Source organism: Streptomyces sp. NPDC014733, assembly GCF_043083385.1.
In the GTDB taxonomy this organism is placed as follows: Bacteria; Actinomycetota; Actinomycetes; order Streptomycetales; family Streptomycetaceae; genus Streptomyces.
Genome location: NZ_JBIBYO010000004.1, coordinates 51,121 through 73,598 on the forward strand (window position 1 = coordinate 51,121; position 22,478 = coordinate 73,598).

Here is a 22,478-nt window from a genome sequence, read left to right on the forward strand (position 1 = left end):
CTCCTCCGGGGCCGTCCGGACACCGGCGTCCGGACGGCGTCCCCCGCGGTCACATGGGCAACGAGAGCAGGCTGACCGGCCCGTGAGGCCACGGCGCGTCGCCGCCGAGGGAGAGCCACATGGCGGGCAGCGGCATGGTGAGGGTGCCGCCCGGTTGTTCGGCCTCGACGTCGGCGGCCAGCCGGGTCCACCCCATTTTCCGGTAGACAGGTACGCGGTCCGGTAGGCAGAACAGGAGGGCGAAGCCGAAGCCCTGTTCCGCGGCGTGGGCCGCGGTGGCTGCCACGACCCGCCGGGCCAGGCCGTGCCCCCGCAGCCCGGGCGAGACGATCACCCCGCCCAGACCCGCCACCCGCATCGGGGAGCCGTCGACACGGACGGGTACGGAGACCCACCCGGCGTGCGCCACCAGGCGCTCGCCCTGTGTGATGCCGAGGTGGTGCTCCTTGGCCCGCCAGGTCAGGCCCAGGTGGGCGACCTCGAACGGGTCGGGGTCGCCTCCTGAGATACCGCTCAGGTCGTCGGGCGTGTACTGCTCAAGAGCGGTCGTCCGGAGGTCGGGCGTGGAGGAGGTGCTGGGGGGATTCCCCGATGTGTCGTGTGGCATGCGCTCATCCTTCCTGTGCGGTGTCGGTGAGGTGGCGTCGGCCCCTCGGGCTCGGCCCGGCCGCCCCCGTACCGGTGCGGGGCGCGCGGTGACCACCAGCGCCAGGCCCGTCGCCAGGCCGAGCGCGCCCGCCGCGAGCAGCGGGGTGCGGCGGCGCCCCCGGCGGCCGGGACGGGAGCGCGTCCGCCGCCGGGCGCGCCGGAGCGGGCGCCCCGGGGGGTGCGCCTTTCCGCTTCACGCCCTTGTCCCTCCGTCACTGAGCGCCATAGCGTCACTTGAGGACACGGGAAGATCCACGCCCGTCCGAGGCGGTGGATCCACGCCATGGGGGCTGTCCGACCGTGCCGCGTCCGCCGCCCACCGAGGTATGCACCGACCACCGAGGTACGCCATCGTGAACTCCCCGGCACCGCAGGCACAGGCGCTGCTCTTCTCGCTGTTCACACCGGAAGGGCGGGAGAATCCGTATCCCGCGCTGGAGGCCCTGCGGCGGATCGCGCCCGTGTACCACGACCCGGACCTGGACACCTTTTTCCTGACCAGCTTCGCCGACTGCCAAGCCGTCCTCACCGACACCGCCAACCGCACCCAGGATCTGACCTGGTGCGAGGAGAACCTGCCGGACTGGCGTGAGCACCCGGCGGCCGACTTCTTCCACTCCTCGATGCTGCGGGCCAACGGCGCCGACCACACCCGGCTGCGCCGGCTCGCCGGAAAGGGCCTCACCCCGCGCCGGGTGACCGCGCTGCGGGGCGCCGTCGAGAGGATCACCGACAGCCTGCTCGACAACCTCGCCGACGCCACCTCGGACGGCGGCACGGCCAATTTCCAGGAGCTGGTCGGCTATCCGCTCCCCATGGCCGTGGTCGGCGAGCTGATCGGTGTACCGGAGGCCGACAGCGACCGGTTCCGGGCGCTCGGCAGTGACGCCAGCCGGTTGCTGGAGCCGGTGCGCACCCCGGAGGACTGGGCGCGGGCCGACAGCGCCGTGGAGCAACTCCGGGAATATTTCCTGGAGTTGACCGAGCGGCGGCGGCAGGAGCCCGCCGATGACCTCGCCACCGCGTTGGCCTCGGAGGACGCGGGGACGCTGACGGAACACGAACTGGTGGACACGTTGCTGCTGGTGTTCGTCGCGGGTTTCGAAACCACCACCGGGCTGCTGGGGATGGCCGTGCACGCCCTGCTCCGCCACCCCGAGCAGCTGGCCCGGCTGGCGGCCGACCCCGGGCTGGCACCGCAGGCCGTCGAGGAGGCGCTGCGGTGGGACTCGCCCGTCCAGATGACCGAGCGCATCGCCGGGCGGGCCGGGATCATCGGCGGGGTGCCGGTTCCGGCGGGCGCCGTTGTCACCACCGTGCTGACCGCCGCCAACCGCGACCCCGCGCTCCACCCGGACCCGCACCGCTTCGATGTGACCCGCACCGGCACCCGGGTGCTCAGCTTCAGCAGCGGGCCGCACTACTGCCTGGGCGCCGCCCTGGCGCGGCTGGAGGGCGCGGTGGCCCTGCGCCGGTTGCTGGCCCGTTTTCCGCGTCTGGCGTCCGCCGGGGATCCGGTGCGCCGGGAGTCGTTCAGCCTGCGCGTCTTCGAGGACCTGCCCGTCGGTCACGGTCCCGCCGCCGCCCCGTCCGTCAAGCTCTCCGGAAAGGCCGCCGCATGAATTTTCTGGACCCCGAGCGCGAGGTGCTCGCACGCCTGCTGCCCGGTCTCGATGCGGCGCTCGCCGCGCATCCGCTGGCCGAGCTGGAGCGGCGCGGCAGCCCCGCCCTCGCGGCGTTCCGGGACGCCGGGGGCACCGGACTGCTGGTGCCCGAGGAGCATGCCGGTATCGGCGCGAGCCCGTTGGAGGCCGTCCGGCTCCAGCGGGCGGTGGGCGCGCGCTGTCCGTCGCTGGCCGTCGCCACCACCATGCACCACTTCTCCGTGGCCGGGCTGGTGGAGGCCGGCAGGCACGGTGCCGGATTCGAGTGGATGCTGCTGGAGGCCGTCGTCGGTGACCGGTTGCTGCTGGCGTCCGGCTTCGCGGAGGGCCGCACCGGGCAGTCCGTGCTGCGTCCGGCCATCACCGCCGAACGGCGCGGCGACCATGTCGTGCTCAACGGCAGCAAGAAGCCGTGCAGTCTCGCCCGCTCCATGGACGTCCTCACCGCCTCCGTGACGATGGCCGACAAGGACGGCACCGAGCGGCTGGCGGTGGCCATCGTGCCCGCCCGGACCGAAGGGGTCTCCGTCCGGCCGTTCTGGGGCAACTCCGTGCTGGCCGGCGCGGAGAGCGAGGAGGTGGTCCTCACCGAGGTCACGTTGGACCCGCAGATGGTGGTCGCCACCGATGTGACCGCCGGCTCCGCGCTGGACTCCCTGCACATCGCGGGGTTCCTCTGGTTCGAGCTGCTGATGACGGCCGGGTATCTGGGCACCGCCAGTGCGCTGGCGGAGCGGGCGCTGCGGCGCGGCGGGGGGTCGGCCGGTGACCGGGCCCTGCTCGTCACCGAACTCGACGCCGCGATGCTGGCGGTGGAGGCGGTGGCCCGGGAGATGGGCGAGAGCACCGAATGGGGTGAGCCGCTGCTGGTCAGGGCGTTGACCGCGCGCTATGCCGCACAGGACGCCATCGCCCGCGCCACGCCGGTCGCGCTGGGCGCGCTGGGCGGGATGTCCTTCATCGGCTCCACCGAGGGCACCTATCTCGCCTCCGCCGCGACCGGTCTCGCCTTCCACCCGCCGTCCCGGGGCAGGACGGCCGAGGCGTTGTGCGCGGCCCTGGACGGCCAGGCCCTGCGGGTGGGGTGACGCGATGAGCGCAGCGACCGGCCCCACCGTCGAGATCCTGCCCGGTGTCGACGCCGTCCCCGCCGAGACCTGGGACGCCCTCGCCCCGCCGCACGACCCGATGTGGGGGCGCGAGGTGTTCGTGGCGATGGAGCGCGGGGCCATCGGCCCGGACGGCTATGCATACGCGGTGGTCCGCGAGGCGGGCCGGACGCTCGGGGTCCTGCCGCTGGCCGCGGTCCACGGGCTGCGGCTGGACCGGATCGTCGGGGAGCGGGAGCGCCGGATGCTGGCCCCGGTGGGCCGGTGGTGCCCCGGCCTGCTGCGCGTGCCGATGCTGTTCTGCGGCAACTTCCTGGGGCAGGGTCACGTCCTGGGCCGGGAGCCGCTGCCGGAGCCGGTCGCCGAGCTGCTGGTGCGGACGGTGCTCACCCATGCGCGGCGCCACCGGCTCGGCACCGTCGTCTTCAAGGATTTCGCCCCGGACGAGCTGGCGCCTCTGCGGCCGGCCCTGGAGGCGGCGGGCTTCTTCGAGGTGGTGAGCATGCCCGACACCGAACTCGCCCTGGGGTACGGCTCGTTCGAGGAGTACGTCGCCGCGCTCCCCGCGAAGGCGCGTCGTAACGTCCGCAGCAAGGTGCGGAAGTTCGCCGCCCGGGACGATCTGCGGATCGAGGTGCTGGCCGACTTCGTCTCCCTCGTCCCCGACATGCTGGAGCTGTACGGGCAGGTGATGGCGCGGGCGGACCAGACACTCGATGTCCTCGACGCGTCCTTCCTCCGCGCGCTGCACCGGCCCGACGGTCCCGAGCAGCGGCTCGTGGCCTGCTTCGAGGGGGACCGTCTCGTCGCCTTTCTGCTCTGCCTCTTCCGCGGGGACGGCGCGATCGGGGCGCGTATCGGTCTCGACTACCGGCTGGCCCACGGGGCGCATCTCTACCACCACGTCCACTACGCGGCCATCGAGCTGGCCATCGCCCGCGGGTGCCGCCACATCCGGTTCGCGCAGACCGCCTACGAGCCCAAACGGGAGCTGGGCTGTGCGCTGGTCGAGCAGCGCTACGCCCTCACCCATGTGCGTCCGCTGCCCCGCGCGGTACTGCGCCGGCTGCTCCCGGCCGCGCTCGGCTCGGCGCTCGCCCGGACGCTCGCGCCCCGGTCGTGAGCGCCCCGCCGCGCCGTCGGCCCCGCCCGCTCGCCTCCCTCTCCCGGAAAGGGTCCTCATGCCCCGCGTCGCAGTAGAGCTGCACATCGCCGCCCCGCCGGACCGGAGCTGGGAGGCGGTCGTCGATGTCGAGCGCTATCCCGCGTGCATGGACAGCGTCCGGTCCATCACCGTCGTCGAGCAGCGCGGGCCGCGGGAGCGGGTCACCGCCTGGTCGGTACGGCTCAAGGGGTCGGTCCTCGAATGGACCGAGGCCGAGCGGATCGACGAGGAGGCCCGCCGCTTCGACTTCCACCAGGTCAGCGGCGATCTGGCGCATTTCGTCGGCCACTGGGCCATCCGTCCGGCCGACGACGGCGGCAGCCTGGTGTCCCTCCATGTCGAGTTCGACATCGGGATCCCGCTGCTCGCCGAGATGCTCAACCCTGTCGCCGCCACCGCGCTGCGGGAGAACGCCGAGCAGATGCTCAGGGCGCTGGAGCGCCGCCTGACCGACGCCGCGTGACCCGCACCGCCGCCCCCTCCGACCGGCACCACCCGCTCGCCCGTCCCCGCCCAGGAGGCCGCACATGACCGATCCGTCCCAGGCCACCGCGGTGTTCGAGCGGTTGCGCCGGCATCAGTCCCCCAAGCTCGCCCTCACCGGCAAGTTCGCCGGCCGGGGCGCCGTGGAAACCGCCGCGTCGGGCTCGCGGGTCACCCTCTCCGACGGCCGCTCGGCCCTGGACTTCGGCTCGTACGCGGTCACGCTGCTGGGCCACCGCCACCCCGAGGTCGTCGCCGCGGTCCAGCGGCAGCTGGCGGTGATGCCGACCTCCACCCGGAGCCTGGCCAACCCGGTGAGTGCCGAGGCCGCCGCCGTGCTCGTCGCGTACTTCGGCGGGGCGCTGCCCAAGGTCTACTTCGGGCTCAACGGGGCCGACGCCGTGGAGATCGCGGTCAAGCTCGCCCGTCTTGCCGCCGGCCGGGACCGGGTGCTGGCGGTGCGCGGCGGCTTCCACGGCAAGACGCTCGGCGCGCTGGCGCTCACCCACCACCCGCTGTTCCGTACCGGGCTGCGCGGCTGCGCCACGGACGTCGTCCACCTCGACCCCGACGACCCCGACGCGGTGCGCCGGGAGGGTGCCCGGGGGCCGTTCGCCGCGCTGGTCTTCGAACCCGTCCAGGGGGAGAACGGTGCCGTGCCGCTCGCCCCCGGGGTGCTGCGGCGGTGGACGCAAGACGCGCAGGCGCAGGGTTCCTTCGTGATCGCCGACGAGATCCAGTGCGGTCTGCGGCGCTGCGGTGAGCGTTCGGTGGCCCTCGCCGAGGGGCTTCCCGTCGATGCGGTGCTCGTCGGCAAGCCGCTCGGCGGCGGTGTCGTACCGCTCTCCGCGATGGTCTGCTCGGAGGAGCTGTACGCGCCGCTGGCGGCCGACCCGTTCCTGCACTCGGCGACGTTCGGCGGGCACCCGCTCAGCTGCGCCGCGCTGCCCGCCGCGCTGGCCGCGGTGGAGGAACTGGCCGGTCACGGCCGGATGCTGGCCGACCGGCTGGCCGCCGGGCTGCGTGTCCTCCAGGCGCGCCACGGGCGGGTGATGAGCGGGTTCCGGGGCCGCGGGCTGCTGTGGGGCATCGACTTCACCGCGCCGCAGGCCGCCGGGGAGGTCGTCGTCGGGCTGGCCAACGCCGACCTGCTCGTCTCGCCCTGTCTGAGCCGCCCCACGACCGTCCGGCTGCTGCCCCCGCTGACGACCACGGCCGCCGAGCTGGACCGGGCCCTGGACATTCTCGACTCCGCCCTCGACGACGCGGGCCGCATCCTCGCCGCAGACCGACCCGATCAGGAGAACGACGTGACCGACCCGCAGGCCCCTCGTACCCCGGACGCCCCCGGCCGCTCACTGGCCGACATCGTCCGTACGACCATCGCCGACGTCCTGGGCACCACACCCGACGAGATCTCCGACAGCACCGATCTGGAAGCCGATCACGGCGTCGACAGCCTGGAGTTGATGGCCGTCGGCGCCCAGCTCGAACGGGCCCTGGGCGTGCAGATCTCGCCCGAGGACCTGATGCGCGCCGACAACGTCGGCCACGCCATCGCCCTCCTGACCGAGCGGACGGCCGACCGGTGACGCCTCCCCCGGATCCCTCCGGCCGCCGCCGCGCCGTCGTCACCGGTATCGGCGTCCGGACCCCGGCCGGGAACACCCTCGACGAGGTGGTCTCCACCGTCATGGCGGCCGCGGGCACCGCCGCCGCCCCCGTCGGCGTCCTGGTCGAGCAGCGGGCGGTGGTGCGTTTCGCCTGCCGGGTGCCGGAGTTCGACCCGGAGTCCTCCCTCAGCCTCCGCGAACTGCGGCAGATCGACCGGCCCACCGCACTGGCCCTGTGCGCCGCGGCCGACGCCGTACGGGACGCGGAGCTGCCGCCGCTGCCGCCGGACCGCGTCGGTGTCCACCTCGGCGCCGGTCTGGGCGGGCTGCCCACCATGGAGGCCACCGCTCTCGACCACGGCGCCGATCCGATGGGGATGCCGGTCCACACCGTCCCGCGGACCATGGCCAATTCCGCCGCGGCGCGCATCGCCATGCGGTACGGCTTCCGGGGCTCGTGCCTCACCCACACCACGGCGTGCGCCAGCGGCACCAACGCCGTCGGGGAGGCGCTGCGCCGGATCCAGTACGGGGAGCTGGACGCGGTGGTCACCGGCGGTTTCGACTCGGCGATCACCCACGTCGTGCTGAGCGGCTTCGCCCGGATGCGGGCCCTGTCGCTCCGCAACGACGCGCCCGGCCGGGCCAGCCGCCCCTTCGACGCGGCCCGCGACGGCTTCGTGATGGGCGAGGGCGCCGCCCTCCTCGTCCTGGAGCGGCGCGAGGCGGCGCTCGCCCGTGGTGCGCGGATCTACGGGGAGGTCGCCGGGTACGCGACCAACTCCGACGCGTACCACATCGCCGCACCGCATCCGGAGGGGACCGCCGCGGCCGCCTGTATGGCCGGTGCGATGGCCGACGCGGGACTGCGTCCCGGCGACATCGGGCACGTCAACGCGCACGGCACCGCCACCCGGCTCAACGACGGCGCCGAGGCCGCCGCCGTCGACCGCGCCTTCGCCGGGCAGGCGCCGCCGGTGACGTCGATCAAGGGCGTCACCGGCCATCTCATGGGCGGTTCGGGGGCGTTGGAGGCGGCGGTCGCCCTCGTCTGCGCCGGGCGCCGTACGGTACCGCCGGTCGCCAACCTCACCCACTGCACCGAGGCCGACCGCATCGACGTGGTCGCCGGGGCGCCGCGGCGGGTGGAGCTCGCCCCCGTGCTCTCCAACTCCTTCGGCTTCGGCGGGCAGAACGCCTGCCTCGTACTGACCCCCGGGATCTGACCGCCCATCACCTCGCCTAGGAGACCTGGCATGCGCATCCTCCTCACCGGGGCGACCGGCATAGTCGGCACCGAGGTCACCGACCGCCTGCGCACCACCGCGCCCCGCGGCACCGACCTCGTCCGCACCGCCCGCCGCCACGCCCCCGGGCCCCTGGTCCGCTGGGACATGGGCGCCGCAGCGGTGCCGCCGGAGCTGGCCGGTCCCTGGGACGTCATCGTGCACACCGCCGCCTCGACCCGCTGGACGCTCTCCCGCACCGAGGCGGCCGACGCCAACATCCGCCCCCTGCGCGCGGTCCTGGAGCTGGCCGGGCCCGGCACCCATGTCGTCCATGTCTCCACCGCCTACGTCGGGGGCGTACGCAATCCCGAGGATCTGCGCGGACCGGAGTTCGAGGGCTACCGCAACGGCTACGAGTGGTCCAAGGCCGTCTGCGAGGAGATCGTCACCACCGAACACCGCGGCCCGGTGACCCTGATCCGGCCGCCGCTGATCATGGGCAACCGCGCCGACGGCCGTATCTCCCGCTTCTCCGGCCCGTACACCCTCTTCCCCGCCCTGGTCTCCGGTCTCGCCGCCGTCGTCGTCGGCGACCCGGACGGTTACGCGGAGATCAGCCCGCTCGACGAGGTCGCCGACGCGATCGTGGCGGCGGCCCTGGGCCCCGCGCCGGACGCGCCGCGCACCGAGACCCTCGCCGCGGGCGCGGCCGCGCTGCGGCTGAGCGACCTGGTCGGGATCAGCTGCGCCACCGTCAACGAGGTCCGGACCGCCCACGGCGCCGTCCCGATCGCCGTCCCGCCGACGGTCTCCACCGACAGCTGGAACCGCTTCTTCCTGCCGATGGCGCGGCAGTGGCTCTCGCCGGTGCAGCAGCAGGCGGTCGATCTGCTCGCGATGTTCCAGAGCTACACCAGCATGACCGAGCCCTTCTCCCCCACCCGCCCGGTGCGCGACCCGGGTGAGGTGATGGCCGCTTCCGTACGCCACTGGGCCCGCAGCAGGCCCCGGCAGGCGCTGGCGAGTCCGAGCCCGTGGACCCTGGTCGGGAGCGGGGACGGGGCGTAGCCGCGGGCTCCGCTCCTCCTCTTGCCGTCGCCGTGGTCCGCTCGCAGTATGGCGGGGAGGGAGGGGAGCGCCCTCCCGCCCGCACCGGCGCGGAGCCGCGGCGGCGGTGTGACGCCGCCCGGTCCATTCGGTCCGCCCGGTCCGTCCGTCCGTCCGTCCGTCCGTCCGAGGGGACGTAACCATGCCTGTCTGCACGACGCGCGACGGTGTCGACATCTTCTACAAGGACTGGGGGCAGGGCCGCCCGGTGGTCTTCCTCCACGGCTGGCCGCTCAGCGGCGACGCCTGGCAGGACCAGCTCAAGGCGGTGGCCGACGCCGGTTTCCGGGGCATCGCCCACGACCGGCGGGGCCACGGCCGCTCCAGCCCGGTGTGGGACGGCTACGACTTCGACACCTTCGCCGACGATCTCGACGCTCTGCTCACCCGGCTCGACCTGCGCGACGTCACGCTGGTCGGACACTCGATGGGCGGCGGCGAACTGGCCCGCTACATCGGCCGGCACGGCACCGGGCGGATCCGCTCCGCCGTGCTGCTGTCGGCGATCCCGCCCCTGCTGCGCCAGGGGCCCGAGAACCCCGAGGGCGTCCCGCAGCATGTGCTCGACGGCCTCAAGGACGGCATCCGCCACGAGCGCTCGCAGTTCTGGAAGGACACCGCGGTCGGCTTCTTCTCCGCGAACCGCCCGGGAAACAAGGTCACCGAGGGCAACAAGGACGCCTTCTGGTACATGGCGATGCAGCAGACGATCGAGGCCGGAGTGGCCTGCGTGGACGCCTTCGGGGGCACCGACTTCCACGAGGACCTGAAGAGGTTCGACATCCCCACGCTCGTGGTGCACGGCGACGACGACCAGATCGTGCCCCTCGACGCGACCGGCCGCAAAACCGCCGGGCTCATCCCCGGCGCCACGCTCACGGTCTACGAGGGCGGCTCGCACGGCATCGCGCTCGTCCCCGGGGACAAGGAGAAGTTCACCGCGGAGCTGCTGGACTTCCTCGCCAGGTGACGGGCCCCGCAGCCTCCGACCGCGCCCGGTACCGGTGCGGGGCGCCCTTGTCGCGGGCCCGGACCCGGTGCCGCACAGTGGGAAGTGGGCCCGCCCGGGCGCGCCGGAGGCCGCCGTTCCGGTGACGCGTACGCGGTTTGGTGCCCCGCACATGTGCAGACCGTCCCGGACAGGAGGAGAGATGCGCCTCACCTTGCCCGTCCTGCTCACCGCGGACCCGGCGCAGCCGGCGCCGTCCCCGTGGCCCACCCCGCCCCGCGAACCGCCGCTCCAGCCGGACCCGGACGCACCCCGCCCGCCACCTCCGGGCCCCCGGGGTCCGATGCCTCCGCCCCCCGGGCCCCCGGATCCGGACGAGGAGCCGGTACCGGAACCCGGCCGGGCGGGACGGGCCAGGAGGCGTGTCCCGGCCCGTACCGCCCGGTCCTTCCTGCCCTGCGTCCCGGCGCTCAGCAGATCCGCGGCAGTTGCTCCCCCAGCGGCAGGTCGACCACGCGGGTGCCGCCGAGGCCGGTGCGGGCGACGACCATGCCGGGGTGGTCGGTGACGCATTCACCGATGACGGTGGCGCCGGCGCCCAGCGGGTGGGCCCGCATCGCCGCCAGTACGGCGTCGGCGGCGGCGCGGGGGACGAAGGCGACCAGCTTGCCCTCGTTCGCCACGTACATCGGGTCGAGGCCCAGCACCGCGCAGGCGTTGGCGACCGGGTCGGGGACCGGCAGGTTCCGTTCGTCGACGACCACGCCGACCGAGGCGGCGGCGGCGATCTCGCCGAGGGCGGTGGCCAGTCCGCCGCGGGTGGGGTCGCGCAGGACGTGCAGGTCCGGGGTGACGGCGAGCATCGCCTCGACGAGCCCGCCCAGCGCCGCGCAGTCGCTCTCCACGCCGACGCCGAACTCCAGGCCCTCCCGCACGCTCATCACCGCGATGCCGTGTTCGCCGATCGGCCCGCTGACGAGGACGACGTCGCCGGGGGCGGCGCGCTGCGGGCGGATGTCGACGCCGTCCGGGATGAGGCCGATCCCGGCGGTGTTGAGGTAGATGCCGTCGCCGTGACCGGCTTCGACGACCTTGGTGTCGCCGGTGGCGATCTCCACGCCCGCGGTCCGCGCGGCGGCGCCCAGCGCCTCGGCGACCCGTGCGACCAGCGCGGTCTCCACGCCCTCCTCCAGGATGAAGCCGCAGGAGAGGTAGGCGGCGCGGGCACCGCTCATGGCGAGGTCGTTGACGGTGCCGTTGACCGCGAGGTCGGCGATGCTGCCGCCGGGGAAGAACAGCGGCCGCACCACGTAGGAGTCGGTGGAGAAGGCCAGCCGGGCGCCGCCCAGCGTGACCGCGGCGGAGTCGGCGAGCGGGGCGAGCGCCGGGCCGCCGAAGGCGGGCGCGAAGACATGCTCGACGAGTTCGGCGGAGAGCACCCCTCCCCCGCCGTGTCCCATGACGATCCGCGGGTGGTCGCGGAGCGGGGCGGGGCAGGTCCAGCCGGAGAAGTCCGGGGCCGGGGGCGCGGCCGTGTGCAGGGTGGTGTCAGACAACGGGGGTCGCCTCCAGTGGTGCGGTGGGGGTGCCGAGGCGGCGGTAGAGGTAGTAGGCCGCGCAGGCGCCCTCGCTGGAGACCATGGTGGCGCCGAGCGGGGTGCGCGGGGTGCAGTCGGTGCCGAACGCCGGGCACTCATGGGGCTTGATCAGGCCCTGGAGCACCTCACCGCTGCGGCAGGCGGCGGGCTCCTCGGTGGTGATGCCGGTGACGGCGAAGCGGTGCTCGGCGTCGTACTCGCGGTAGCGCGGGGAGAGCCGCCAGCCGCTGTCGGGGATGGTGCCGATGCCGCGCCAGGAGCGGTCGGCGACCTCGAAGATGTCGGCGATCATCGCCTGGGCGGCGGGGTTGCCCCGGGGCCGCACGGCGCGGGCGTACGCGTTCTCCACGCGGTGTTCGCCGCGCTCCAGCTGGCGTACGGCGCGGCGGACGCCTTCGAGGATGTCGAGCGGTTCGAAGCCGGTGACGACGATGGGGACCCGGTGGCGGTCGGCCAGCTCCGGGTACTCGTCCACGCCCATCACACTGCACACGTGCCCGGCGGCGAGGAAGCCCTGGACGCGGCAGTCGGCGGAGCGCATGATCGCCTCGATGGCCGGGGGCACCCGGACGTGCGAGACGAGCAGGCTGAAGTTGCGGATGCCGAGGCGCCGGGCCTGATGCACCGTCATGGCGTTGGGTGGTGCGGTGGTCTCGAAGCCGATGCCGAAGAAGACGACTTCCTTGCCGGGGTTCTCCCGGGCGACCTTGAGGGCGTCCAGCGGGCTGTAGACGACGCGGACGTCGCCGCCCTCGCTGCGGACGCGGAAGAGGTCGCGGTCGGTGCCGGGGACCCGGAGCATGTCGCCGAAGGAGCAGAAGATCACGTCCGGGCGGGAGGCGATCTCCAGGGCCTTGTCGATGACCTCCAGCGGGGTGACACAGACCGGGCAGCCCGGGCCGTGGATCAACTCGATCTGGTCGGGCAGGAGTTGGTCGATGCCGTGGCGGATGATGGTGTGCGTCTGGCCGCCGCAGACCTCCATCAGGGCCCAGGGCCGGGTGACGGTGGCGCGGATGTCGTCCAGCAGCCGCCGCGCCAGGTCCGGGTCGCGGAACTCCTCCAGGTACTTCACCGCTGCGCCTCCCGCACCGTGTCCGCCGTGGCCCGGCCGCCGGGCGGCGTGCCGGTGTCGCTCCCGGTACTTCCCTGCTCGGCGGCGGCCGCTTCCCACGGGTCGCCGAACTCCTCCTCCAGCAGGCCGAGATCGTTGAAGAGGGCGAGGGTCTGCCGGGCCGATTCCTCGTCCAGCCGCTGGAGGGCGAAGCCGACGTGCACGATGGCGTACTCCCCGACCGCGAGGTCCGGCAGATATTCCAGGCAGACGTCCTTGTGGACACCGCCGAAGTCGACGGTGGCCATGCGCGTACCGTCGCGCTGCCGGATCTCCAGCACCTTGCCGGGTACCGCGAGACACATGGGGGTTCTCCTCGCTCTGCGGGATCGGGTGGGTCAGGGGGCGGGGGGCGCGCCGCGGCGGGCGGCGACCATCAGCTGGCCGAGCGCCAGTCCGCCGTCGCCGGGCGGGACCAGCCGGTGGCGCAGCACGGTGAAGCCGTCCGCGCGCAGGGTCCGGGCGCACTCCGTGGCGAGCAGCCGGTTGGCGAAGACGCCGCCGGTCAGGGCGACGGTTTCCGGGCCGTGCCGGTCGCGGGCGGCGGCGCAGACCCGGCCGACCAGTGCGGTCACGGCGTGGTGGAAGCGGGCCGCGAGCCGCCCGGCGGGGACGCCCGCGCGCACCCCGGCGGCGAGGGCGGCGAGGAGCGGCGCGGGGTCGGCGGCCAGCGCGCCCGCCGCGGTGGGGCGCAGGGTGAAGGTGTGGCCCGGCGGCGGTTCGCGCGGGGCGGGTTCGGCGGCGCGGGAGGCCGCCGCTTCGAGCGTGACGGCGGCCTGGGCCTCGTACCCGGCGGTGTGGCAGAGGCCGGTCAGGGAGGCGGCGGCGTCGAAGAGGCGGCCCATGCTGGAGGTGGGGACGCAGTTCAGGCCGAGCGTCAGCTGCCGTTGCAGCAACGGGAGTTGACCGGGCGGGCAGGCGCGTACACAGGGCAGGTCGGGGTCGTGGGGCAGACCGGCGGCGTGCAGATGGGCGAGGGCCATCCGGTAGGGGTGGCGGACGGCCGCGTCGCCGCCGGGCTGCGGGACGTGGGCGAGGTGGGCGAAGCGGTGGTAGCCGTCGTAGTCGGCGAGGAGGAATTCGCCGCCCCAGATCGCGCCGTCGTCGCCGTAGCCGGTGCCGTCGAAGGCGACGCCGATCACCTTCCGGCTGCCGTCGAGGCCGTGTTCGGCCATGGCGGAGGCGATGTGGGCGTGGTGGTGCTGGACCCGCCGTACGCCGTCGGGCCCGGCGGCGCGGCGGGCGCGGCCCAGGGAGCGGTAGCCGGGGTGCCGGTCGGCGACGACGTGGCGGGGGCGGACGCCGGTGAGATCCGCGAGGTGGGCGGTGGCGCGGTCGGCGGCGGTGAGGGTGGCCAGGTCGTCCATGTCGCCGAGGTGCGCGGACAGCCAGGCGCGGCGCCCCTCCCCCAGGCAGAGGACGTTCTTGAGGTCACCGCCGACGGCGAGCGCGGGGGTGACGGGCACGGGCAGCGGCAGCGCGGCGGGCGCGTAGCCGCGGGAGCGGCGCAGCAGCACCGGCGCCCCGTCGATCATGCGGACCACGGAGTCGTCGCAGGGTACGTGGATGGGGCGGTCGTGGGTGAGCCAGCCGTCGACGAGCGGGGCGAGGGTGGTGAAGGCGTCCGCGTCGTCGGTGACGATGAGCTCCCCGCCGCGGTTGCCACTGGTCATGACGAGCAACTCGGGCCCCGGCAGGTCGCCCGGCAGGCCGAACAGCAGGTGGTGCAGGGGGGTGTAGGGCAGCATGACGCCGAGGTCGGGGCTGCCGGGGGCGACGGCGTCGGCGACGTGCGGGGCGTGCGGAGGGCGGTCGGCCGCGTCGCGTCGGCGGAGCAGGACGATGGGGCGGCGCGCGCCGGTGAGCAGGTCGCGTTCGGCGGCGGAGAGGTGGACGAGCCCGTCGACAGCGGCGAGGTCGCGGGCCATGACGGCGAACGGTTTGCCGCCGCGGGCCTTGCGCTCCCGCAGCAGCCGCACGCTGTCCTCCCGGGACGCGTCGCAGGCCAGGTGGTAGCCGCCGAGGCCCTTGACCGCGAGGACCGCGCCGTCGGCGAGCATCCGGCGGGCCGCGGCGACCGGGTCGGCGCAGGCGTCGGTGGTCCCCGGGTGGCGGCGCAGCGTCAGCCGGGGCCCGCAGTCGTGGCAGGCGATGGGCTGGGCGTGGAAGCGGCGGTCGGCGGGGTCGGCGTACTCGTGGGCGCAGCGCGCGCACATCGGGAAGCCGGCCATGGTGGTGGTGGCCCGGTCGTAGGGCAGGGCGGTGACGATGGTGAAGCGCGGGCCGCAGTGGGTGCAGGTGACGAAGGGGTGCCGGTAGCGGCGGTCGGCGGGGTCGGTCAGTTCGGCGAGGCAGTCCGCGCAGGTGGCCGTGTCGGGCGCGATGAGGGTGCGGGCGCGGTCGCCGGTGGAGGTGGCGGCGATGCGGAAGCCGGTGGCGCCGGCCGCCGGGAGCGGTGTGTGGGTGACGGATTCGACGACGGCGAGGGGCGGCGCGTCGGTACCGATCCGGCGGCAGAACGCGGCGACCGCCACGGGCGCGCCCTCGACCTCGGCGACCACGCCGTCACCGGTGTTGCCGACCTGGCCGGTCAGCCCCAGCTCCGCGGCGAGGGTGAAGACGAACGGGCGGAAGCCGACGCCCTGGACGACACCGCGGACGGTGACCCGCCGGCGCTCGGCCGCGGGCGGCGCCGCGACCGTCTCCCCGGACACGGTCATGAGTGGCTGGGCACGGCACCGTCGTGGTGGTGGTGAGGGGGGTGCGGGTGTTCCCGTGGTGGGGCCTGACGGGACATCACGGGGCGGTGGGCGGGGGCGTTGCCGTGGGCGGCGAGCGCGTGCTCCAGCAGGACACCGGCGCCCTCCCCGGTGCGGGTGGAGGTGAGGACGGTCTCCACGCCCGGGTTGATCTGCTGGACATGGGCGCGGAAGGCGGTCTCGTCGAAGCCGACGGCGTCGGCGAGGTCGCTCTTGGTCACCAGGACCAGATGGGCGAGGCCGAAGGCGGTCGGGTACTTCAGCGGTTTGTCCTCGCCCTCGGTGACCGAGCAGAGCGCCACCCGCAGGGTTTCGCCGAGATCGTAGGTGGCCGGGCAGACGAGGTTGCCGACGTTCTCGACGAACAGGACGCGGGTGCCGTCCGGCAGCCAGCCGTCGAGGTGGCCGCGGAGCATCTCCGCCTCCAGGTGGCAGAGCCCGTCGGTGAGGACCTGCTTGACCGGTGCGCCGGAGCGGCCCAGGCGGCGGGCGTCGTTCTCGGTGGCCAGGTCGGCGGTGAGGGCGGCGACCGGGACGCCGCGGGAGCGGGCGAGGGTGAGTTCGGCCTCCAGCAGCGCGGTCTTGCCGCTGCCGGGGCTGGAGAGCAGGTTGACGGCGGTGGTGCCGCGGGCGGCGAGTGCGGCGCGGAGGGTCCGGGCGCGCCGGTCGTTCTCGGCGAGCACGGCTTGCTGGAGGTCGACGACGCGGCACATGGCTTCAGTTCTCCTCGGATGCGGGGACGGGGGCGGGGACGACACCGTGGTCGGTCCGGTGCACGCTGACGATCTGCAGCTCCCGTCCCGCGACGAGGGCGGCGGCGGTGGAGCGGCAGGCCGGGCAGTGCAGCCGGGGCGGCATACCGGTGGCCCATTCCGCGCCGCACGGGGCGCAGCGGGCGCGTCCGGGCACGGCGTCGATGTGCAGGGCGGCGCCTTCGAGGGCGGTTCCCTCGCAGGCGAGGGTGAAGGAGAAGCGCAGGGCGTCGGGGACGACCCCGGCCAGTTCGCCGACCTGGAGGCGGACGGTCTCGACGGTGCCGGGCGGCTCGTCCCGCAGCGCGCCGTCCACCTGCTCCACCACCGCCACGGCGAGGGACATCTCGTGCATCGGCCTCACTCCGGATCGCGTACCGGCCGCGCCCGCCGTCCGGCCGCGCGGCCGGTGCCATTACAGGGGGCGCGGCGGCGGCGGGCGGGGCGCCACGCCGCCGCCGGTGCCGCGCCGTGGGCCGTTCAGGCGGCGCGGACCGGCGGCGGACGAGGCGTCACATGGACCGCATGCGCAGATAGCGCCGGATGTCGGGCAGCAGGGCGACGGCGCCGCCCGCGGCGGCGACGGCGGCGAGTGCCGCGGCCGCCAGCAGAACCTTCCGCATGGGGTGCTCCTTCGGTGTCAGGTGCGGGCCGCGGGGCTGCCCGCGGGGCCGGGTGCTCCGGCAGGGGTGTCGGTGGCCTCGTGCAGCAGGGTGGTGAGCAGCCGGACGGCCTCGTCGACGGCGGCTTCCACCGGGGCGCTGAGGCCGATGCCCTCGTCCAGGTTCGCCGGGACGCAGCCGACGACGAGGATCCGGCGCGGCCGGCCAGCGCCGGTGGTCTCGCTCAGGTGGTCCAGCAGCGCGAGGACGGCGTCCGGGGTCATGTGGTGGCCGTCCACGGCGACCTGCCCCGCGGGCGGGCCGGCGCCGTCGGGTTCGACGGTGCGGACGGTGCCGGGCGGGCCGCCGCCGGGGACCGCGTCCACCAGGACGACGGTGTCGTAGCCGTCGAGCATCCGGTAGGCGAGATGGACGCCGCGGACGCCGATGTCGGCGAGTTCGGTGCCCGGCGGCAGCGGCTGCGCGGCGAGGCGGCGGACGGTCTCCACGCCGAAGCCGTCGTCGCCGAGGAAGATGTTGCCGATGCCGGCCACGAGGACGCGGGGCGGGGCGGCGGTCATCCGTCCTCCACGGTGGCGAGCGGGGCGAGTTCGTCGGGCTGGAAGTAGAGGAAGCGGCCCTGTTCCCGGCGGATGTCGGCGCCGGGGTCGCCGTCCACGGTGACGGCGAGGTGCACCCCGCCGTCCACGTCGTGCAGCACCGCCTCCACCACCCCGGTGCGGCCGTGCAGGAACAGGTCCTGGGCGTCGGTGCGCCGCGGTCCGGGGCGGAGCGCGACGCGGCTGCCCGCGCCGACGGGCGTGCCGTCGACGAGGACGCGGTCGCGGACCGGGTCGACGGCGGCGTCGGCGGCCGGGTCCCACCAGGGGGCGCCGCCCGTGTCGCCGTCGAACGGGTCGGGGGGCGCGGCGGCGGCCCGGTCGGGCGGCGGGGGCGGTCCGCCGCCGGTGACCTCGCGCAGCGCGCGGACCGCGCCGTGCAGCCGCTCCAGCACCTCGGGCGGCATCGAGTCGGCGAGGTCGATGACGGCGGCGGCCCGGTCGTCGGTACCGCGGGCCTCGCGTTTCTCCTGGTCGGTGAGGGCGGCGGTGCGCAGCGCGAGGATCTCGTCGATCTCCGTGGCGTCGTAGAGGACGCCGGGGCTCTCGGGGGCGATCCGCGGATGGTCCTCCAGGATGATCGGCGAGGACAGGACGGTGCGGGCGGTGCCGTCGGCGCCCGCCAGGACCGGCCAGGTGTGTGTGTTGCGGCAGGTGGCGGCGGCGCCCGACGCCCATTCGGGCGGGTCGGTCAGGGAGAGGAACGCGCCGGAGGTGACGCCGAGCAGCAGATGCGCGGAGAGCAGGGAGTGCGGCAGCGCCGCCTCCCGGTCGGCGGTGCCGTCGCCGCTCCAGTCGCCGGTGTTGCGGACGGTCGCGGTGAGCCGCAGCAGGCGGCAGGGGCCGTCCAGTTCGGTGGCGCTCAGGTGAAGCTCCCCGGACACGCGCTCCCGGCGCCGGAGCTGACGGCCCACCAGGCGTCCGCCGGCGTGGAGCGGCTCGCTCTCCTCGTGGGCCGGCAGGGTGAAGGGCAGCCGCGTCCCGTCGCCGGTGAGCGCGGAGATCTCGGCGGTGAGGTCCACCTGCTCGGTCACGCCCTCGTCCCAGGGCCGGACGACCCGGTCCGGCAGCTCCAGCGCGTCCACGGTCTCGTACGTGCCGTCGGGCACCGCGCGCTGGACGGTGCGGCGCCGGGCGTGCAGGAAGCGGACCTGGGCGTGGAGGACCGGGTTGCCGCGGGGCTCCAGCAGGCATTCGGTGCGCTGGAGGGTGTGTTCGGCGGCGGCCCCGGGCCACTTCGGCGGGACGAGGACGCCGAACTGCCAGCGCATCCGGTTCTTCGCCGCCGACGCCCGGTACGGGTAGAGCACATAGCCCTCCAGCAGGACGGCGTCGGCGATCTGGCGGGCGTGGGCGAACAGGTCCTCCGTCGCGGGCGCGGCGGACGTCATGACAGGGCCTCCCGGGGGCGTGCGGGCAGGGGGTGCGCGCCCTGCCCCGCCTCGGAGAGGAGCGTGAGGACGGTCTCCTCCCAGGACGGCAGGGCGCGGCGGGAGCGGTAGGCGCCGAGGGCGTCCATGGCGGTGCGGGACAGGCGCAGCCAGCCGCAGCCGGGGAAGTGCTGCTCGATCATCTCCCGCCAGACGGTCACCGGCATCCGGCAGACCGCCTCCCGGTCCCAGGGCACCGGCTGCACCCGGAAGCCGCCCGCGCCGCGGAAGGCCGTACCGGAGAAGAGCAGCAGCAGCGGGATCTCGCCGGTGTCGAGGGCGGCGAAGTACTTGGCGGAGGCGATGTCGGTGTCGTAGGTGCAGGGCACCGGCAGATCCACCTCGGTCTCGCCGGTGAAGCCGTTGACGACCACGGAGACCTGGGCGAACTGGAGCGGGTGGAGGGTGGAGCCCCAGCGCTCCCGTTCGCCGAAGAGGTCGCCGAGGTGTGCCGCCTCGGCGTCGGTGTAGCGGCGCCGGGCCGGTTCGATGCGCAGTTGGCAGCGGAGCGCGAGGGCGTGCACCCGCTCGGGTCCGGACGCGGTGATGCGCAGCCGGAAGACGAGGGTGGGGCCCGCGGCGTACGGGTCGGCGCGGACGCCGGTGCAGGTGAAGGCGAGGTCGCTCACGGGTGGGCCGCCTCCTCCGGGATGCCGGTGGCCCGTTCGGCCAGCGCCGTGAAGAACGTGTCGAGGGCGGCGCGGGCCTCGGCTCCGCCGTCGAAGCCCGTCCAGTGCAGCCGCATCCGGCCGACCAGTTCGTAGGCGGTGTCGACCGGTACGAGGTAGCAGTCCGCCGCGTCGCCGGTGCGCCGGACCAGCAGCGCCTCGACGTCCGGTGCGAGCAGTGCGGCGAGGCGGGAGTCCGCGAAGGCGGTGTCCCAGGCGGCGGGGTCGATCTCGGTCTCGGTGGCGCCCGCGGGGCTGGGGCAGAGGGCGACCGGGCGGCCGAGGCCGGAGTGGTGGAAGAAGAAGGCGAGGGCGACGGGGATGTGCAGGGCGGCCCAGGCGGCGGCGGACGGTGCGGAGCCGGGGTCGGCGAGGACCCGGTCGGGCACGGTGCAAAACCGTCCGCCGCCCGCGCCGGGCCGGTCGAAGAGCAGGGCGCAGGGCGGGCAGGCGCAGGCCAGGGAGCGCCGGGTGGTGTCGACGAGGTGGCGGTGGCCGGTGTCCAGGGCGGTGCCGCACAGTTCGCAGCGTTCCGGCGCGGGGGGCCGGGGCCGGGTGAAGCGGTGCAGTCCGCGGGGCGCGGGTCCCGGGCGGTGCCGGGCGGTGTGCGGCGCGGTCACGGCGCCGCGGTCCGGCCGTCGGGGGCGGCGCCCGCCGGAACGGGCTCCGGCGGGCGGGTGCCGATCTGGAGCAGCGGCGGTGCGGCGGCGGCCTGGTGGAGGTCGACGCCGGTCACCTCCGGTGCGTGGCAGGCCAGGGCGGCTTCGATGCGCCGGTGGGTGGCGTCGGCGGTACCGCCGCAGCCGCCGCCCTCCTGGCTCAGCCGCAGCGCGCCGGTGGCCTCGTCGAACTCCTCGACGACGGCGTCGGGGGCACCCGCGGTGCGCAGCGCGCGGGCGATGCGGGCGGGGGCGTCCTCGGGGTGCAGTCCGTGCAGGACCAGCAGTCCGGCGACGCAGGCGTCGTCCAGCAGCGCGGGCGGGGGCGTGCCGTCCGCCGTGGAGACGAGGGTGAGGAGGCGGGTGAGTCCGGTGCCGTAGAACTCCATCAGGTCGCGGACGAGTTCCTCCGCCGCGGCGGGGACCTCGGGGTCGTCGTGGGCGGCGAGGCGGTCGAGCACCTCCTCGACGCGGCGGGCGGTCTCCTCGGCGCTCATCCGGCCAGTCCGCTCAGTCCGGTGGGCAGATGCGTCTCCTGGACGGTGCGGCCGCCGCCGACGTACATGTGGACGCCGCACGGCAGACAGGGGTCGAAGCTGCGGACGGCGCGCATGATGTCGATGCCCTTGAAGTTCTCCGGGGCGTTCTCCTCGAAGATCGGGGTGTTCTGGACCGCGTCCTCGTAGGGTCCCGGGGTGCCGTAGCTGTCGCGGACGCTGGCGTTCCAGGGGGTCGGCGGGTACGGGTGGTAGTTGGCGATCTTGCCGTCCCTGATCACCATGTGGTGGGAGAGGACGCCGCGGACCGCCTCGGTGAAGCCGCAGCCGATGGACTCGTCGGGCACCTCGAACTTCTCCCAGGTCTGTGTGCGTCCGGCGCGGACCTCGTCGAGCGCCTTCTCGGCGAAGTGCAGGGCCACGGCGGCGGTGTACGCCTGGAAGTAGGTGCGGGCGCGGTTGCGCTCCAGTGCGTTGCTCCACTTCGGGATCCGCCACTCGAAGCTGGTCTCCGGCTTGGTCAGGGAGCGCGGCAGGTTGATGACGACGCTGTGGCCGGTGGACTTGACGTAGCCGCAGTCGACGAGTCCGGAGAGCGCGGTGGACCACAGGCGGGCGAGGGGCCCGCCGCCGGTGTCGAGGGCGAGGTGGTCCTTGCCGTCGAACCAGCGCGGGGACATCACCCAGCTGTACTTGTCCTCGAAGTTCCGCTTCTGCGGGGCGGGGATGGTGTGCTGGTTCCAGGGGTGGCGCGGGTCGACGGGGTTGCCGAGCGGGTCGTGGGTGACGAACTGCTCCCGGCCCGCCCAGTCGTCGTAGTAGGAGCTGCCGAGCAGGATGCGGATGCCCAGGTTGATCTCGGTGAGGTCGTTGGTGACGAGCTTGCCGTCCACGACGATGCCGGGGGTGACGAACATCCGCCGGCCCCAGTCGGTCATGTTGCGGTAGGTGAAGTCGCAGTGGTCGGGGTCGTTGAGCGCGCCCCAGCAGCCCAGCAGAACGCGGCGGCGGCCGACCTCCTCGTAGCCGGGCAGCGCCTCGTAGAAGAAGTCGAAGAGGTCGTCGTGGAGCGGGACGACGCGCTTCATGAATTCGACGTAGCGCATCAGGCGGCTGAGGTAGTCGGTGAAGAGCTGGACGGAGGCGACGGTGCCGACGCCGCCGGCGTAGAGCGTGGAGGGGTGGACGTGCCGCCCCTCCATCAGGCAGAACATCTCCCGGGTGTAGCGGCTGACCTGGAGCGCTTCGCGGTAGAACTCGCCTTCCAGCGGGTTGAGGGAGCGCATGATGTCGGCGATGGTGCGGTAGCCGTGCGCGGCGGCGTGCGGGGCCTCGGTGCGTTCGGCGAGGTCGAGGACGCCGGGGTTGGTCTCGCGGACCATCTTCTCGCAGTAGTCCACCCCGACCAGGTTCTCCTGGAAGATGTTGTGGTCGAACATGAACTCCGCGGCTTCGCCGAGGTTGATGATCCACTCGCCGAGGTGCGGCGGCTTCACGCCGTACGCCATGTTCTGTGCGTACACCGAGCAGGTGGCGTGGTTGTCCCCGCAGATGCCGCAGATGCGGCTGGTGATGAAGTGGGCGTCGCGGGGGTCCTTGCCGCGCATGAAGACGCTGTAGCCGCGGAAGACCGACGAGGTGCTGTAGCACTCCGCCACCCGCTTCTGCTTGAAGTCGATCTTTGTGTGGATGCCGAGGCTGCCCACGATCCGCGTGATCGGATCCCAGGACATCTCGGTCAGTCCGCTGCCGTCCGCGGAGGTCTTCGTCGTCGGTGCCATCGTGTCTGCGGTGCCCTTCACCTTCGTCAAA

At 74.4% G+C, this 22,478-nt stretch carries 22 protein-coding genes; 8 read left to right on the forward strand and 14 right to left on the reverse strand.

Going from position 1 to position 22,478, the window contains the following annotated elements:
* Positions 1-49: 49 nt before the first annotated feature.
* Positions 50-607 carry a GNAT family N-acetyltransferase gene (locus ACF1BH_RS11620; protein WP_391642260.1) on the reverse strand — a complete coding sequence of 186 codons (558 nt, stop codon included), beginning with the start codon at positions 605-607 and terminating at the stop codon, positions 50-52.
* A gap of 394 nt (positions 608-1,001) precedes the next feature.
* On the opposite strand from ACF1BH_RS11620, the gene ACF1BH_RS11625 reads away from it, so the two are divergent.
* The 8 genes from ACF1BH_RS11625 (at position 1,002) to ACF1BH_RS11660 (ending at position 9,988) form a co-directional block, all read left to right on the forward strand.
* Positions 1,002-2,270, forward strand: coding sequence for a cytochrome P450 (locus tag ACF1BH_RS11625; RefSeq protein ID WP_391642261.1), 1,269 nt, complete (start codon positions 1,002-1,004; stop codon positions 2,268-2,270).
* Positions 2,267-3,400: an acyl-CoA dehydrogenase family protein gene (locus tag ACF1BH_RS11630; protein WP_391642262.1), complete on the forward strand. Its 1,134-nt coding sequence runs from the start codon at positions 2,267-2,269 to the stop codon at positions 3,398-3,400. The genes ACF1BH_RS11625 and ACF1BH_RS11630 overlap by 4 nt, the downstream gene beginning before the upstream one ends.
* A gap of 4 nt (positions 3,401-3,404) precedes the next feature.
* Positions 3,405-4,544 carry a GNAT family N-acetyltransferase gene (locus ACF1BH_RS11635; RefSeq protein ID WP_391642263.1) on the forward strand — a complete coding sequence of 380 codons (1,140 nt, stop codon included), beginning with the start codon at positions 3,405-3,407 and terminating at the stop codon, positions 4,542-4,544.
* Between the two features lie 58 nt (positions 4,545-4,602).
* Positions 4,603-5,049 carry a type II toxin-antitoxin system RatA family toxin gene (locus ACF1BH_RS11640; protein ID WP_391642264.1) on the forward strand — a complete coding sequence of 149 codons (447 nt, stop codon included), beginning with the start codon at positions 4,603-4,605 and terminating at the stop codon, positions 5,047-5,049.
* A gap of 64 nt (positions 5,050-5,113) precedes the next feature.
* Positions 5,114-6,661 (forward strand): aminotransferase class III-fold pyridoxal phosphate-dependent enzyme, encoded by a 1,548-nt coding sequence (locus ACF1BH_RS11645; protein WP_391642265.1) that lies wholly within the window; start codon positions 5,114-5,116, stop codon positions 6,659-6,661.
* Positions 6,658-7,908 carry a beta-ketoacyl-[acyl-carrier-protein] synthase family protein gene (locus ACF1BH_RS11650; protein WP_391642266.1) on the forward strand — a complete coding sequence of 417 codons (1,251 nt, stop codon included), beginning with the start codon at positions 6,658-6,660 and terminating at the stop codon, positions 7,906-7,908. Before ACF1BH_RS11645 ends, ACF1BH_RS11650 begins: the two co-directional genes overlap by 4 nt.
* A 30-nt stretch (positions 7,909-7,938) precedes the next feature.
* Positions 7,939-8,979 (forward strand): SDR family oxidoreductase, encoded by a 1,041-nt coding sequence (locus ACF1BH_RS11655; RefSeq protein ID WP_391642267.1) that lies wholly within the window; start codon positions 7,939-7,941, stop codon positions 8,977-8,979.
* Positions 8,980-9,160: 181 nt separating this feature from the next.
* A complete protein-coding gene (locus tag ACF1BH_RS11660) occupies positions 9,161-9,988 on the forward strand; it encodes an alpha/beta fold hydrolase (RefSeq protein WP_391642268.1) in 828 nt (275 codons plus the stop codon).
* Between the two features lie 449 nt (positions 9,989-10,437).
* Here the strand turns inward: ACF1BH_RS11660 and hypE are convergent, their stop codons facing one another.
* From hypE to ACF1BH_RS11725, 13 genes are all read right to left on the reverse strand, one after another.
* A complete protein-coding gene (gene hypE, locus ACF1BH_RS11665; RefSeq protein WP_391642269.1) occupies positions 10,438-11,523 on the reverse strand; it encodes a hydrogenase expression/formation protein HypE in 1,086 nt (361 codons plus the stop codon).
* Complete coding sequence (hypD, locus tag ACF1BH_RS11670) at positions 11,516-12,640, reverse strand: hydrogenase formation protein HypD (protein ID WP_391642270.1); 1,125 nt, start codon at positions 12,638-12,640, stop codon at positions 11,516-11,518. Before hypD ends, hypE begins: the two co-directional genes overlap by 8 nt.
* The gene (locus ACF1BH_RS11675) at positions 12,637-12,984 is read right to left on the reverse strand and encodes a HypC/HybG/HupF family hydrogenase formation chaperone (protein ID WP_391642271.1); all 348 of its coding nucleotides are present in this window, start codon (positions 12,982-12,984) and stop codon (positions 12,637-12,639) included. Before ACF1BH_RS11675 ends, hypD begins: the two co-directional genes overlap by 4 nt.
* Positions 12,985-13,017: 33 nt before the next feature.
* Positions 13,018-15,399, reverse strand: coding sequence for a carbamoyltransferase HypF (gene hypF / locus ACF1BH_RS11680; protein WP_391642272.1), 2,382 nt, complete (start codon positions 15,397-15,399; stop codon positions 13,018-13,020).
* Entirely contained in the window at positions 15,396-16,151 is a 756-nt protein-coding gene (hypB, locus tag ACF1BH_RS11685) for a hydrogenase nickel incorporation protein HypB (protein ID WP_391642273.1), read from the reverse strand. The genes hypF and hypB overlap by 4 nt, the downstream gene beginning before the upstream one ends.
* A gap of 4 nt (positions 16,152-16,155) precedes the next feature.
* Positions 16,156-16,545, reverse strand: a complete 390-nt coding sequence (locus tag ACF1BH_RS11690) for a hydrogenase maturation nickel metallochaperone HypA (RefSeq protein WP_391642274.1) — start codon at positions 16,543-16,545, stop codon at positions 16,156-16,158.
* Positions 16,546-16,702: 157 nt separating this feature from the next.
* On the reverse strand, positions 16,703-16,813 hold the full coding sequence (locus tag ACF1BH_RS11695; RefSeq protein ID WP_391642275.1) for a DUF6893 family small protein: 111 nt from the start codon (positions 16,811-16,813) through the stop codon (positions 16,703-16,705).
* Between the two features lie 17 nt (positions 16,814-16,830).
* Complete coding sequence (locus ACF1BH_RS11700) at positions 16,831-17,373, reverse strand: hydrogenase maturation protease (protein WP_391642276.1); 543 nt, start codon at positions 17,371-17,373, stop codon at positions 16,831-16,833.
* Complete coding sequence (locus ACF1BH_RS11705; protein WP_391642277.1) at positions 17,370-18,803, reverse strand: hypothetical protein; 1,434 nt, start codon at positions 18,801-18,803, stop codon at positions 17,370-17,372. Before ACF1BH_RS11705 ends, ACF1BH_RS11700 begins: the two co-directional genes overlap by 4 nt.
* The gene (locus tag ACF1BH_RS11710; protein ID WP_391642278.1) at positions 18,800-19,471 is read right to left on the reverse strand and encodes a DUF6084 family protein; all 672 of its coding nucleotides are present in this window, start codon (positions 19,469-19,471) and stop codon (positions 18,800-18,802) included. Before ACF1BH_RS11710 ends, ACF1BH_RS11705 begins: the two co-directional genes overlap by 4 nt.
* Positions 19,468-20,130, reverse strand: a complete 663-nt coding sequence (locus ACF1BH_RS11715; protein ID WP_391642279.1) for a DUF5947 family protein — start codon at positions 20,128-20,130, stop codon at positions 19,468-19,470. Before ACF1BH_RS11715 ends, ACF1BH_RS11710 begins: the two co-directional genes overlap by 4 nt.
* Positions 20,127-20,666, reverse strand: a complete 540-nt coding sequence (locus ACF1BH_RS11720) for a hypothetical protein (RefSeq protein WP_391642280.1) — start codon at positions 20,664-20,666, stop codon at positions 20,127-20,129. Before ACF1BH_RS11720 ends, ACF1BH_RS11715 begins: the two co-directional genes overlap by 4 nt.
* Positions 20,663-22,447 (reverse strand): nickel-dependent hydrogenase large subunit, encoded by a 1,785-nt coding sequence (locus ACF1BH_RS11725; RefSeq protein ID WP_391642281.1) that lies wholly within the window; start codon positions 22,445-22,447, stop codon positions 20,663-20,665. The genes ACF1BH_RS11720 and ACF1BH_RS11725 overlap by 4 nt, the downstream gene beginning before the upstream one ends.
* Positions 22,448-22,478 lie beyond the last annotated feature (31 nt).